General features: G+C 76.2%; 11 protein-coding genes and 1 riboswitch. Of the genes, 4 read left to right on the forward strand and 7 right to left on the reverse strand.

The features are described from left to right. Positions 1–17 precede the first annotated feature (17 nt). Entirely contained in the window at positions 18–470 is a 453-nt protein-coding gene (locus ACFVVA_RS04940; RefSeq protein WP_387685777.1) for a hypothetical protein, read from the forward strand. 16 nt (positions 471–486) lie between these two features. Here ACFVVA_RS04940 and ACFVVA_RS04945 read toward each other — a convergent pair whose 3' ends face one another. Next, a complete protein-coding gene (locus ACFVVA_RS04945) occupies positions 487–1,668 on the reverse strand; it encodes an FAD-dependent monooxygenase (RefSeq protein WP_387685779.1) in 1,182 nt (393 codons plus the stop codon). Between the two features lie 141 nt (positions 1,669–1,809). Here ACFVVA_RS04945 and ACFVVA_RS04950 point away from each other — a divergent pair, with 141 nt between their 5' ends. Together ACFVVA_RS04950 and ACFVVA_RS04955 are read left to right on the forward strand one after the other, a co-directional pair. Beyond that, positions 1,810–2,397 (forward strand): TetR/AcrR family transcriptional regulator, encoded by a 588-nt coding sequence (locus tag ACFVVA_RS04950; protein ID WP_387685782.1) that lies wholly within the window; start codon positions 1,810–1,812, stop codon positions 2,395–2,397. A 52-nt stretch (positions 2,398–2,449) separates the two neighbouring features. Then, complete coding sequence (locus tag ACFVVA_RS04955) at positions 2,450–2,788, forward strand: protein kinase (RefSeq protein ID WP_387685902.1); 339 nt, start codon at positions 2,450–2,452, stop codon at positions 2,786–2,788. A 202-nt stretch (positions 2,789–2,990) separates the two neighbouring features. Here ACFVVA_RS04955 and cpt read toward each other — a convergent pair whose 3' ends face one another. The 6 genes from cpt to ACFVVA_RS04985 form a co-directional block, all read right to left on the reverse strand. Beyond that, positions 2,991–3,527, reverse strand: a complete 537-nt coding sequence (gene cpt / locus ACFVVA_RS04960; RefSeq protein ID WP_387685904.1) for a chloramphenicol phosphotransferase CPT — start codon at positions 3,525–3,527, stop codon at positions 2,991–2,993. 85 nt (positions 3,528–3,612) lie between these two features. Further along, positions 3,613–5,013, reverse strand: coding sequence for a cobyrinate a,c-diamide synthase (locus tag ACFVVA_RS04965; RefSeq protein ID WP_387685784.1), 1,401 nt, complete (start codon positions 5,011–5,013; stop codon positions 3,613–3,615). Positions 5,014–5,017: 4 nt separating this feature from the next. Beyond that, positions 5,018–5,623 carry a cob(I)yrinic acid a,c-diamide adenosyltransferase gene (gene cobO, locus ACFVVA_RS04970; protein WP_049655361.1) on the reverse strand — a complete coding sequence of 202 codons (606 nt, stop codon included), beginning with the start codon at positions 5,621–5,623 and terminating at the stop codon, positions 5,018–5,020. 6 nt (positions 5,624–5,629) lie between these two features. Then, the gene (locus ACFVVA_RS04975) at positions 5,630–7,765 is read right to left on the reverse strand and encodes a putative cobaltochelatase (protein WP_387685786.1); all 2,136 of its coding nucleotides are present in this window, start codon (positions 7,763–7,765) and stop codon (positions 5,630–5,632) included. 154 nt (positions 7,766–7,919) lie between these two features. Further along, the gene (locus tag ACFVVA_RS04980) at positions 7,920–9,458 is read right to left on the reverse strand and encodes a cobyric acid synthase (protein ID WP_380354269.1); all 1,539 of its coding nucleotides are present in this window, start codon (positions 9,456–9,458) and stop codon (positions 7,920–7,922) included. Continuing rightward, positions 9,455–10,447 (reverse strand): cobalamin biosynthesis protein, encoded by a 993-nt coding sequence (locus ACFVVA_RS04985; RefSeq protein WP_387685789.1) that lies wholly within the window; start codon positions 10,445–10,447, stop codon positions 9,455–9,457. The genes ACFVVA_RS04980 and ACFVVA_RS04985 overlap by 4 nt, the downstream gene beginning before the upstream one ends. A gap of 107 nt (positions 10,448–10,554) precedes the next feature. Continuing rightward, a riboswitch (cobalamin riboswitch) is annotated at positions 10,555–10,687 on the reverse strand. A 368-nt stretch (positions 10,688–11,055) separates the two neighbouring features. Between ACFVVA_RS04985 and ACFVVA_RS04990 the strand changes: the two genes are divergently transcribed. After that, positions 11,056–12,162 (forward strand): alpha/beta hydrolase, encoded by a 1,107-nt coding sequence (locus ACFVVA_RS04990; protein ID WP_387685791.1) that lies wholly within the window; start codon positions 11,056–11,058, stop codon positions 12,160–12,162. Positions 12,163–12,611: the final 449 nt, after the last annotated feature.

Below are 12,611 nucleotides of genomic sequence, written 5' to 3' on the forward strand. Positions count from 1 at the left end.
AGCGGAGGAGAGACCCGATGAACGAGAAGACGCCCAGGGACATCGCCGTCGGCGACCAGCTGCGGGCCGCCGGTGCGGAGGGCGCCCGGTGGCTCACCGCCTCCGGGTGGGGACCGCCCGTCAGGGTGCCGCTGCAGCACGCGGCGAAGTGGCAGCAGGAGACCCGGGCCCGGATGCTGGCGGCCCAGCAGGACGAGTCCTGCACGTGGTGCGACCACCTGCTGTACGGCGGCCCCCAGCCCGTCGTCGTGCACGCGGAACACCCGACCCACCTGATCTGCCGCGCCTGCTCGGTCGCCGCCCGCCCCCGCCGCGTCTGCCTGGACTGCGGGGAGCCGGCCTCCTCCGAGTCCCCGGCCGACGGGCGCGAGGACGTCTTCATGGGCGCGGTGGCGATCTACACCCGGCTGCGCTGTGTCGCCTGCCACCGGTCCGACCCGCTCGACGGCACCTTCGGCAAGCTCGCCTGACGGCCGCCCGGACCCCTCATACCGCCCCGCCCGGGGTCGGCGGCCGCCAGTTGTACGTCGGGGCCGCGCGGCTCAGCAGGGCGCGGGCGGGGAGGAGGCCGGCGAGGGTGAGGGCGGTGGTGCGCAGGAAGGTGGCGGCGGGGGAACGGAGGGCGACGAGGTCGCCGATGCGGCGGGAGCCGGCGACGACGGCGGTGGTGCGGGGGAGCCGGGCGGCGGTGTAGGCGGGCAGGGCGGCGGCGGGGTCGGTGCCGGGGGTGAGCAGGGAGGCCAGGACGAGGGCGTCCTCGATGGCCTGGCAGGCGCCCTGGCCCTGGAAGGGGCACATCGCGTGGGCGGCGTCGCCGAGGAGGGTGACCCGGCCGTGGTGGTGGGCGGGCAGCGGGTCGGCGAGGTCCCGGACGTCGTGGCGCAGGACCCGCTCGGGTTCGGCCAGGGCGAACAGTTGCGGTACGGGGGCGCACCAATCGCCGTACCGGCGCAGGAGTTCGGCCCGCTCGTCCCCGTCGGCGGCCCGTTCGCCGGCTGGGGCGAGGGCGGCGCCGTACACGTAGACCCGGCCGTCGGCGAGCGGGATGATCCCGGCGAGCTTCCCGCGGCCCCACACCTCGCCGGCGGCGGCCGGGAGGCGGCCGGGGGTGACGATGGTGCGCCAGGTGGTGAATCCGCTGTAGCGGGGGCCGGGGTGCCGGGGGAAGAGCAGGCTCCGGGTCGCGGAGTGGATGCCGTCGGCGGCGACGACCAGGTCGGCCGTCTTCTCCCCGTCGGCGGTGCGGACGACGGCGGGCCCGGTCGCGCTGCCGGGGGTGACGAGGGTGGCGGGTGAGCCGGTGCGGACGGCGCCCTCCGGGAGCGCGTCGACCAGGGCAGTGATGACGTCGGCGCGGGCGACGGCGGCGATGGTGTCGCCGAAGCAGGCCTCGAAGGCCGACGTGCTGGTGCGGGCGAGCCAGCGGCCGGAGGGGTGGCGCAGGCCGACGGCGGGGTGCGGGGTGGCGAGGGCGCGCAGGTGCCCGCCGATGCCGAGCCGGTCGAGGCAGCGCAGGGCGTTGGGGGCCAGGGCGAGTCCGGCGCCGACGGGTTCGAGGGAGTCGGCGCGCTCGTGGACGCGGACGGGGACGCCCTGTCGGTGGAGGGCGAGGGCGGCGGTGAGGCCGCCGATGCCGCCGCCGATGACGATCGCCTGGTGCAGGCCCATGAGGGGGCTCCTCTTCTCGCGCGCTCTGGTCACTACAGATGTAGTGCCCGGTGCTCGAAACGGTACTACGTATGTAGTGAGTCGTAAACTACGGCTGTAGTGAGTTGGGGGAGCCTCTCCGGAAAGGCCATGATCGGACCCATGACACCCCCGCGCCCGACCCTGATCGCCGACGCCGCCATCGACCTGATCGCCGACGCCGGCCTGCGCGGGCTCACCCACCGCGCCGTGGACGACGCGTCCGGCCTGCCCGCCGGTTCGACCTCCAACCTCGCCCGGACCAGGGCCGCCCTGCTGGAGCTCGTGCTCACCCGGATCGTCGAGCGGGAGACCGCCGACTACCCGGTCCTCGTCGAGGGCGAGCTGCCGGCGGCCGCCGTTCCGCCGCGAGAGCAGCTGGCCGAGGTCGGCGCCGAGGTGCTCTTCCAGGCGCTCACAGGTGGCCGCCGGATCACCCTGGCCCGCCTGGAGCTCGCCCTGGAGGCCACCCGCAGGCCCGAACTGCGCTCCCTCTACGACCGTCTGGGCGCGCGCTTCGCCCAGCGAGCCGCCGAACTGCTCGCCGCCTCCGGTTCGAGCGACCCGACGGGGGACTCCCGCCGGTTGATCCGCTGGTGCGACGGCGTGCTGTTCAACGCGACGGCCGGCAGCGGGCACTGGCACGTGCCGATGCCCGAGGAGCTGCGCGAGGAGATCGACCGCTACCTCGCCGTGCTGCTCGACCGGTAGGCCCGGGATCCGGCGGGGCCCGCCTGTACCCCCTCTGCTCGATCAGGGAGCGATCCGCTCCGCGGAGGCGCTGCGTGCCCTCGCGCCGGCGCTGGCCGTGGCGCTGTCAGGGGTGCACCGGCTGGGGCTCGTCCACCGGGACCTCAAGCCCGCCGACATCATGCTGACCGCGGCCGGCCCGCGCCTGCTGGACTTCGGCAGCGCGGCGATCGTGGACGGCACCCGGCTGACCGCCACCGGCGGCGGCCCGGGCATCCTGACGTACATGGCGCCGGAGCAGTTCGGCGAGGAGCGGGTCGGTCCGGCGGCCGACGTGTGGGCGTGGGCGTGCTGCGTGGTGTGCGCGGCGCACGGCTCCAGCCCGTTCGCGGCGACCAGCACCGGAGCGTGATCCGCCGGATCGTGGAGACCGGGCCCGCGGCGCTGGCGGCGGCCCAGTCGCCGGCGCCGGACCCGGAGGCCGTCCACGACCAGATCGCCCGGGGCTGGCAGACCCTCGCGCTGTAGCGGAGGCGGCGAGCCCGGACCCGGTGCCCCGGACGACGGCGTGCGGACGCGTACGACGGGGCGCGACAGGGTCCGGCCGGGGCGGCTCAACCGTCGGACGCCACGCGCCCGGCGACGAGCCGGGCACAGTCGTCCACCGAGGCCCGCGAGGTGTCGACGACCAGGTCGTAGGCGACGCCCTGGTGCACCGCCGAGGCCTGCGCGGCGGCCATCCCGGCCACCCGGTCGCCGCGCGCGGCCTCTCGCGCCGCGGCCACCGCAGGATCGCAGCGCACCCCGACCCAGAGCACGTCCAGACCCTCCAGTGCCGCCCGCCACCGGGTCTGCGAAGCGGCGCCGCCGAGGAACACCTCGTCCACCACGATCCGCGCCCCGGCCCGGGCCATCGCCGCCACCCCGAGCGTCCAGGCGGCGTCCAGCGCGGCGAAGACCGGGCCGACCTCGACCGTTCCGTTCCCGCCCTCCAGCCCGCCGATCCCCTCGCCTCCGTCGCGCAACGACGCCGGCAGCGCCTCGACCATGGTGTCCGCGCCGAGGTGCAGCCACGGGTCCGGCAGCAGTTCCTGCAGGCGCCGGGCGATGCTCGACTTGCCGGAGCTGGACCCGCCGTTGAGAACGATCACATGCATGGGCGGAGCCTATGGCGGCACACCCCGCGGCGTCGCCGCGTTGTCCGGGGGCGCCCCGGGGGACGGGACGAGCCGTGGACTACAGGGCTCCGGCCGCCCCCGTCGCGAAGCCCGCCCCCGCCGCGAAGTCCGCCGCCGCGGCCGTGAAGGAGGACGCCAGCGCCGGTGCGCCCGCCCAGTGCAGGTGCAGGTAGGAGGCGTGCACGTTGCCGCCTCCGAAGCCCTCGGTGCGGGGGCCGGTGGGAAGGCGCCAGCCCCAGGCCGGGAGTTCGCCCGCCCCGGGTTCGCAGACCGTGCGGTGGAACTCGTGGCCACGCAGCCTGGTGCCGGCCGGGCCCAGCGGGGAGTCGTGCAGGGCGACCGCCTCCCGGTAGCCGAGGGTGAGCCGCTCGGTCATCCGGGCGTCGGTGGCCAGCACGCCGCACATCGGCAGGCCGTCCAACTCCCGCCCCAGGTAGAGCAGTCCGGCGCACTCGGCGGCGATCGGCCCGCCCGCGGCGGCGAACCCGGCGATGGCGGCGCGAAGTTCGGCGTTGCCGCTCAACTCGCGCACGTAGAGCTCCGGGAAGCCTCCGCCGATCACCAGGCCGGCCGTCCCCTCGGGCAGCGACGAGGCGTGCAGCGGGTCGAACGGGACCACCTCCGCGCCCGCCGCGCCGAGCAGTTCGGCGTTCTCCGCGTACGAGAAGGAGAAGGCCGCGCCGCCCGCCACCGCGATCCGCGGCCGGCCGGCCACCGGGGTGACCTCGGCCGACGGGTCCCACGGTTCGGCGTCCAGGTCCGGCGCCGTCCGGGCGAGTTCGAGCAGGGCGTCCAGGTCGACCGAGGAGGCCACCAGTTCACCCATGTCGGCGACCGCCCGCAGGGCCTCCGCCGAGCGCTCCACCGCCGGGATCAGCCCGAGGTGGCGGGACGGCGTGGCGACCGCCGCGGAGCGGCGCAGCGCGCCCAGCACCGGCACGCCGGAGCCCTCCTCCAGGGCCTCGCGCAGGAGCTGCTCGTGCCGGTCGGAGGCGACCCGGTTGAGGATCACTCCGGCGAGCCGCACCTGCGGGTCCCAGGAGGCGAAGCCGTGCACCAGCGCGGCGACCGAGCGGGACTGCGAGGAGCCGTCCACCACCAGCACCACCGGCGCCCGCAGCAGCTTGGAGACGTGCGCGGTGGAGGCCAGCTCCCCGCGCCCGGAGGCCCCGTCGAACAGGCCCATGACCCCCTCGACCACCGCGACGTCCGCCCCCGCCGCGCCGTGCAGGAACAGCGGTGCGATCCGCTCCGGCCCGCACAGGAAGGCGTCCAGGTTGCGGCCCGGGCGACCGGCGGCGAGCGCGTGGTAGCCCGGGTCGATGTAGTCGGGGCCGACCTTGTGCGGCGACACCGCCAGCCCGCGCGCGGCGAGCGCCGCGATCAGGCCGGTGGCGACGGTGGTCTTGCCGGCGCCCGAGGAGGGCGCGGCGACGACGAGGCGGGGGACGGTGCTCAACGGCCTACCACTCGATACCGCGCTGGCCCTTGCGGCCGGCGTCCATGGGGTGCTTGACCTTGGTCATCTCGGTGACCAGGTCGGCGAATCCGGTCAGCGCCTCGGGCGCGTACCGGCCGGTGATGACGACGTGCTGGCTGCCCGGACGGTCCTTGAGCACGGCCACCACCTCGTCCGGGTCGACCCACCCCCAGTGCATCGGGTAGGTGAACTCGTCCAGCACGTAGAAGCGGTAGGTCTCGGCCGCGAGGTCCCGCTTGACCTGCTCCCAGCCCTCCTTGGCCGCCTCCTCGCTGGACATCTCCTGCTCGGCGGAGCGCTGGATCCAGGACCAGCCGGAGCCCATCTTGTGCCAGTCGACGGTGCCGCCCTCGCCGGAGGCGCCGAGCACGCGAAGCGCGTTCTCCTCGCCGACCTTCCACTTGGCGGACTTCACGAACTGGAACACCCCGACCGGCCAGCCCTGGTTCCAGGCCCGCAGCGCCATGCCGAACGCGGCCGTGGACTTGCCCTTGCCGGGGCCGGTGTGCACGGCGGTGATCGGCAGTGTGCGGCGCTGACGGGTCGTCAGGCCGTCGTCGGGAACGCTCTCGGGGACACCCTTGGGCATGTCGGCTCAGGCCGCCTTTCGCATCGCGGTGGTTGCACGGTTCGCAGAACGGTTGTCGGACCGGCTCTCGCGGACGAGCGAGGCCACGCCCTCGGCGCGCAACTCGTCCAGGCCGACGGCGGTGCCGCCGAGCAGCCCGGCCAGGGTGCGGGCCAGGCCCAGGCGGACCGGGCCGGACTCGCAGTCCAGCACCACGCTTGCCGTGCCCTGCGCCGCGAACAGCGCGGCCGCGCGGTGCGAGCGGGCGAGCGCGTCCCGCCCGCCGGTGGCCCGGCCGTCGGTCACCACGACCAGCAGCGGGCGCCGGCTCGGGTCGCGCAGCCGCTCGACCCGCAGCACCTCGTGCGCGCGCAGCAGGCCGGCGGCCAGCGGGGTCCGCCCGCCGGTGGGCAGCGACTCCAGCCGGGCCGCGCCGACCTCCACCGAGGAGGTGGGCGGCAGCGCCAGCTCGGCACCCGCGCCCCGGAAGGTGATCATGCCGATCTTGTCGCGGCGCTGGTAGGCGTCCATCAGCAGCGACAGCACCGCGCCCTTGACGGTGGTCATCCGCTGCCGGGCGGCCATCGACCCGGAGGCGTCCACCACGAACAGCACCAGGTTGGACTCCCGCCCCTGGCGCACCTGTTCGCGGAAGTCGTCCTTGTGCACCACCAGCGCCCGCCCGCTGCGCCCGCGCGCCGCCTGGTGCGGCGCGGCGGCCTGGAGGGTCGCGGTCAGGTGCAGCCGGCCGAGTGCGCCCTGCGGGCGGCGGGCGCGGATGGTGTGCCCGCCGGTGGTCTCGGCGGGGGAGCGGCGGCCCTGGGCGCCGTGCCCGGTGCCCTTGACGGTGAACAGCTGCGTCCGGTACGGGTCCCCGGCCGCGACCGGAGCCGACTCCCGTGCGGGGGAGGGGTGTTGGGCGGGTACGGGCTGCTGCGCGGGCGCCTCGGGGCCCTCGGGGGAGGGTGCCTCGGGGGCCGACGGCTCGGGAGCGGACCCCTCGGGGCCGCCGTCGGACGGCTCGGGCGCGCCGCCGCCGTCGGGGCCGCCCCCGTCCGGGCCGCCCTCCGGCCCGTCGCCGTCGCCGTCGCCGTCCGGTCCGTCGCCGTCCGGGCCGGATCCGTCGCCCTCGGGCTCCGGCTCCTCCTGCTGCGCGTGCTCCTCCAGCGTCCGCTCCAGCTGCTCCTCGTCCAGCCCCGGCGCGTCGAAGGGGTTGCGGCGGCGCCGGTGCGGCAGCGCCAGCTGCGCCGCCTTGCGGACGTCCTCCTCCTGCACCTCGGTGCGCCCGTCCCAGGCCGCCAGTGCGACGGCCGTGCGGGCCATCACGATGTCAGCGCGCAGCCCGTCCACCTCGAACGCGGCGCACACGGCGGTGATCTGACGCAGCGCCACATCGGTCAGCTCGACCTTGGGCAGCAACTCCCGCGCCGCGACGATGCGTTCGGCGAGAGCCCGCTCCTCCTCGGCGAACCGCTCGGCGAAGCCGGCCGGGTCCGCGTCGTAGGCGAGCCGGCGGCGGACCACCTCGGCACGCTCGGCCGGATCCCGGGTGGCGGCGATCTCGACGGTCAGGCCGAACCGGTCGAGCAGCTGCGGCCGCAGCTCGCCCTCCTCCGGGTTCATCGTGCCCACCAGCAGGAACCGGGCCGCATGGCGCACCGAAACGCCCTCGCGCTCGACGTAGGAGCGGCCCATCGCGGCGGCGTCCAGCAGCAGGTCCACCACGTGGTCCTGGAGCAGGTTCACCTCGTCGATGTAGAGCACGCCGCGGTGCGCCCTGGCGAGCAGCCCGGGCTCGTACGCCTTGACGCCCTCGGCCAGCGCCCGCTCCAGGTCGAGCGAGCCGACGATCCGGTCCTCGGCCACGCCGACCGGCAACTCGACCAGCTGGGCCGGCCGTTCGGAAGCGGGCGGGGAGACGTGCGGCCCGTCCGGGCACTGCGGGTCGGGCGCGGCCGGGTCGCAGGCGAAGCGGCAGTCGTCCACGGTGGCGATGGACGGCAGCAGGCCGGCCAGCGCGCGCACCATGGTCGACTTCGCGGTGCCCTTCTCGCCGCGCACCAGCACGCCGCCCACGGCCGGGGAGACCGCGTTCAGCAGCAGCCCGAGCCGCAGGTCGGCCATGCCGACGATCGCGGTGAACGGATAGCGGACGTCACTCATGCCGTACCCCACTCCTGTCGTGCCCGGTCCCGCGGCACTGTCCGGTCCTGTGATCCTGCCCGGCTCGGTGATCCTGCCCGGTTGCGTGACCCTGCCTGGTCCCGTGATCCTGCTCGGCTCTGCTGCCGTACCCGGCACTGCCGCCGTACCCGGCTCATGCGTCACTCCCAGGGGCCCCGGGCGGGACGAACGGCAGCGATCCGGCCGCCGGCACCCCGCCCTCGATCAGCTTCCACAGCGCGTCGGTGTCGGCGTGCTCCTCGATCAGGTCGCCCAGCCGGTCCAGCCGGGCCTCGCGTGCCGCGGCGAAGGAGGTGTCCGGGGCCGGGACGAACGCCCGGCCCGACAGCGCGGCGACCTCGCGCAGGAGTTCGCGGCGGAACCCGTCGTTCTCCAGCGCGCCGTGCCAGGTCGTGCCCCAGACCGGGCCCACCCGGCAGCCGTCCAGACTCCGTCCCCGGCCGTCGGAGACGAACGTGTCCCCGCCCTCGACGGTGACCACCCCGTGGTGGATCTCGTAGCCCTCCACCCGCTGCCCGAACGCCTCGCCGACCGGCCTCGCCAGCACCTTCTCGGCGCCGAACCGCACCTGCGTCGGCAGCAGGCCGAGGCCCTCGACGGCCCCCGCCTTCGACTCGACCTCGTCCACGATCGAGCGCGCCAGCATCTGGTAGCCGCCGCAGACCCCGAGGACCGGCAGCCCGGCCGCCGCCCGCGCCCGCAGCGCCGGCTCCAGACCGCGCTCGCGCAGCCAGGCGAGGTCGGCGACGGTGGCCCGGGTCCCGGGCAGCACCACCAGGTCGGCGTCGGCCAGCTCCTCCGGGCGGGTCGCCCAGCGCACCAGCACGCCCGGCTCCTGCGCGAGCGCGTCCATGTCGGTGAAGTTGGACAGCCGCGGGAAGCGCACCACGGCCACCCGCAGCACGTCCGCGCCGTACGGCCCGGGCCCGTCCGCCCGGTCCACCACCGTCGACAGGTCCAGCGAGTCCTCGGCGTCCAGCCAGAGCCCGGGCAGCATCGGCAGCGTGCCCAGCACCGGACGGCCGGTCAGCCCGTGCAGCATCTCCAGCCCGGGCGCGAGCAGCCGCGCGTCACCGCGGAACTTGTTGACGAACCAGCCGGCCACGTGCCGCTGGTCCTCCGCCGACAGCAGCGCCAGCGTCCCGTACATCGCCGCGAAGACCCCGCCGCGGTCGATGTCCCCGACCACCACCACCGGCAGGGCGGCGGCCGTCGCCAGGCCCATGTTGGCGATGTCGCGGTCGCGCAGGTTGATCTCGGCGGGCGAGCCCGCGCCCTCGCAGACCACCACGTCGTAGCGGCCGCGCAGGTCCGCCAGGCACTCCAGGGCACGCTCCAGCAGGACGGGCTTGCGCTCGCGGTAGTCCAGCGCGCCCACCTCCGCCACCGGCCTGCCGAGCAGCACCACCTGGCTGCGGCCGTCCGCGCCCGGCTTGAGCAGCACCGGGTTCATCGCCGCCTCCGGCTCCACCCGGGCGGCCTGCGCCTGCATCGCCTGGGCGCGGCCGATCTCGGCACCGTCGGCGGTGACGAAGGAGTTGAGCGACATGTTCTGCGCCTTGAACGGCGCGACCCGCACGCCCTGGCGGACGAGCCAACGGCAGATCCCGGCCGTCACCACGCTCTTGCCCGCGTCCGAGGTCGTCCCCGCGACCAGCAGCGCCTTGCTCATGCCCGTCCCCTCTTCCTCAGCAGCATCCGCAGCAGGACGTGCCCCGCGACCGTCGTACCCAGCGCCAGTGCGCCCACCCGCCGGGAGAGCGCACAGGCGCGCTCGATGTCGTCCACCGTCACCGGCCGCAGCTCCGCACCCAGCACGGGCCGGTGCTCCACCCGCTCGCCGTACCGCAGCGCCCCGCCCAGCCGTACGCCCACCGCGCCGGCGAACGCCGCCTCGGCCTGGCCCGCGTTCGGGCTCGGGTGCGCGGAGCCGTCGCGCCGCCAGACCCGCCAGGCCGTACGGGGCTCGGGCGCGGCGGCCACCGTCAGCAGCGCCGTCAGCCGGGCGCCCGGCCAGCCCGCCAGGTCGTCCAGCCGGGCCGAGGCCCAGCCGAACCGGGCGTAGCGCGGCGAGCGGTGACCCACCATCGCGTCCAGGGTGTTCACGGCGCGGAAGGCCAGCAGGCCGGGCGTGCCGGCCAGGGCGCCCCAGGTCAGCGCGTTCACCACGGCGTCGGCGGTGTTCTCGGCCACCGACTCGACCACCGCCCGGGCGATCTGCTGGCCGTCCAGCGCGCTCGGGTCCCGCCCGCACAGGTGCGGCAGCCGCTCCCGGGCGGCCGCGAGGTCGCCCGCGGCCAGCGAGCGGCCGATGGTGCGCGCCTCCCGGGTCAGCGAGGTGCCGCCGAGCACCGTCCAGGTCGCGGCCGCCGCCAGCACCGCCCGGCCCAGCGGACGCCGGCCCACCGTACGGTCCAGGGCGAGCGCGCCCGCCGCGACCGCGCCCACGCACAGCGCCGTGTAGCCGGCCCCCGCGCCGCGGTCGTCGCGCCACAGCCGACGCTCCAGGCGGGTCGCGGCGCTGCCGAAGACAGCCACCGGATGGCCCCGGCGGGGGTCGGCGAAGCGGGCGTCGGCGGCATGGCCCGCGACGGCGCCGAGCGCGAACGCGGCGGCGCGGGCCAGCGGGCGCGGCGAGGAGGAGGGCCCGAGCGGGGTCATCGGGGGCACGGCGGAGGGCAGCTCGGAGTCCGGTGGGGCGGGGCAGCCTGCATCGCGTGCGTGTCCTCACTCAGGGTCCGCGCCCTGGATCGACGTGACGGGGGCGAGAGTCTCCTGGCTTCCGGGTCGAACGCACCCCCGGAGCCTTCCAGCGGCCGTCGACGGCCGCCGTGGCGATGTTCCGAGCGTGCTCCCCGGTGACAGTGGCGGGACCGCGCCGGAATTCCACCGGCTTCCTCTCCATGCCTCCGTTTGGCCCCAGGATCCCATCACGGGCCCGAACCGGGAGTCAACCGAGGTCACGGAGGGGTTGGTCACACGCGGACGCCGCCGACGCGCCGGGGGATCGCCCGGCGCGGGGCCGCCCTCCACCGGGAACACCACGTCCCTCCCACCGGGAACACCACCTCCCCTCCCACCGGGGCACCGCCGGCTCCGCCGCCGCCCCGCCCCACCATCCTCATTGCCCGCTTCCGACACCTCCTCGGCGCCGCCGGGCCGCCGCCCGGGTGACCCGGACGGCCCAGCCCGGTGGCCGGGCGGACGGAGCGCCGGTGAACTGGTGCCCGAACACCGTCCGGTCCGTGAGCAACAGAGCGGGGAGCGAAATGCGTTGGGGAACCGCCGCCGTCGTGGCGGCCGCCGCGGTCGGGGCCGCCGTGCTGGTGATCGGCCGTCGGGCCTCCGAGCGGACGGTCCGTCCGGTGGCCGCCGTCCCGGAGTCCGGGCCGGTCCTGGTCCGCGGCCTCGCCCCCGGCCGGGTCACCTTCACCCGCGGCCCCGAGAGCCTGCGCCCCGGCCGCTGGGCGGTCGAGTGGGCGGACGGTGGGCACGCGGTCGTCGAGGAGGTCCTGCACAGCGACGAGCGGGGCGTCACCCGCCGGCTGCTTCGCGCCGACCGGGGCACGCTCACCCCCGGCACCGAGGTCCGCTTCACCCCCCGGGTCCTCCTCGGCGACCCCACCGAGGCACTCGGCCTCCCCTTCACCGACACCACCGCCGACGGCGAACTCGGCGCCCTTCCCGCCTGGCGGCTCGACGGCAAGCGCGGCACCTGGGTGATCCTGGTGCACGGCCCCGAGGCCGACCGCCAGCAGACCCTCCCGGTGCTCCCCGTCCTCGACCGGCTCGGCCTGCCCACCCTCGCCGTCACCTACCGCGGCGACCAGGGCGCCCCCGCCTCCCCGGACGGGCTCAGCCACTTCGGCGAGACCGAGTGGCGCGACATCGAGGCGGCGGTACGGCTGGCGCTCGACAGCGGCGCGGGCAAGGTGATCCTCTACGGCTGGTCCGTCGGCGCGACCACGGCCCTCCAGACCGCGGCCCGCACCGCCTGGCCGCACGCCGTCAGCGGCCTCATCCTCGACTCGCCGGTGCTCGACCTCCCGGTCTCCGCCCGCCGGGACGCCGCCCGGGCCGGCTTCCAGGGCGTCGCCGCCGAGCTCGGGGCGCTGGCCGCGGAGGGCCGCACCGGCGTCGACCTCGCCGACTTCGCCCGCATCGCCGAGGGCACCGACCTGCGGGTGCCCACCCTTCTCCTGCACAGCCCCGAGGACCGGATCGCGCCCTTCGGCACCGCCGAGAAGCTGGCCGCCGCCCGTCGCGACGTGGTGAGCCTCCAGGCCTTCCCCGGTGCCGACCACGCCACCCTCTGGAACACCGCTCCCGACCGGTACACCGAACTGCTCCGCCGCTGGCTCACGCCGCTGCTGTAGGGCGCCGCCGGCGGGTCCTGCCGGCACGTCTCCCGGACGTGCCGCGGCCGGTGCTCCGCTTCCGCCCCCGCGGATCGGAACGCGGCCCCACCGTCGAGGTCCGGGTCGACCCGTCGACCCGTCGACCCGTCGAGCCGATCCGTCCGATCCGTCCGATCCGTCCGATCCGATCCGTCCGATTCGTCCGGCGGGATCCGCGAGGCCCGCAAGACCCACCGGCCGCGCCCTCGCCCCCCTCCTCGTGCGGGCGTTTCCGGCCGGGCCGCGCCGGTTTTTCCGGCGCGCTTCCCCCCTGCCCACGAATGAACGTTTCCCCCATTCCGCCGTAGGCGCGCGAGAAGTCGGCCGGTCCGACTTCTCGCGCGGCCCGATCCCCCCCCCCCCCCCCGCAACCCACCCGCTTAGGACAGGGCAGCACCCCCCGCAGTCGGCGGAAGGGGGTTACCCCG

This window comes from Kitasatospora sp. NPDC058048 (assembly GCF_042885555.1).
In the GTDB taxonomy this organism is placed as follows: Bacteria; Actinomycetota; Actinomycetes; order Streptomycetales; family Streptomycetaceae; genus Kitasatospora; species Kitasatospora lactacystinica.

Bases quoted from the DNA above. Each gene is read 5' to 3' on its own strand.
- cobO (WP_049655361.1), bottom strand. From the start codon at position 5,623: ATGCCCAAGGGTGTCCCCGAGAGCGTTCCCGACGACGGCCTGACGACC.
- ACFVVA_RS04950 (WP_387685782.1), top strand. From the start codon at position 1,810: ATGACACCCCCGCGCCCGACCCTGATCGCCGACGCCGCCATCGACCTG.
- ACFVVA_RS04945 (WP_387685779.1), bottom strand. From the start codon at position 1,668: ATGGGCCTGCACCAGGCGATCGTCATCGGCGGCGGCATCGGCGGCCTC.
- ACFVVA_RS04975 (WP_387685786.1), bottom strand. From the start codon at position 7,765: ATGAGTGACGTCCGCTATCCGTTCACCGCGATCGTCGGCATGGCCGAC.
- ACFVVA_RS04980 (WP_380354269.1), bottom strand. From the start codon at position 9,458: ATGAGCAAGGCGCTGCTGGTCGCGGGGACGACCTCGGACGCGGGCAAG.
- ACFVVA_RS04985 (WP_387685789.1), bottom strand. From the start codon at position 10,447: ATGACCCCGCTCGGGCCCTCCTCCTCGCCGCGCCCGCTGGCCCGCGCC.
- ACFVVA_RS04940 (WP_387685777.1), top strand. From the start codon at position 18: ATGAACGAGAAGACGCCCAGGGACATCGCCGTCGGCGACCAGCTGCGG.
- ACFVVA_RS04990 (WP_387685791.1), top strand. From the start codon at position 11,056: ATGCGTTGGGGAACCGCCGCCGTCGTGGCGGCCGCCGCGGTCGGGGCC.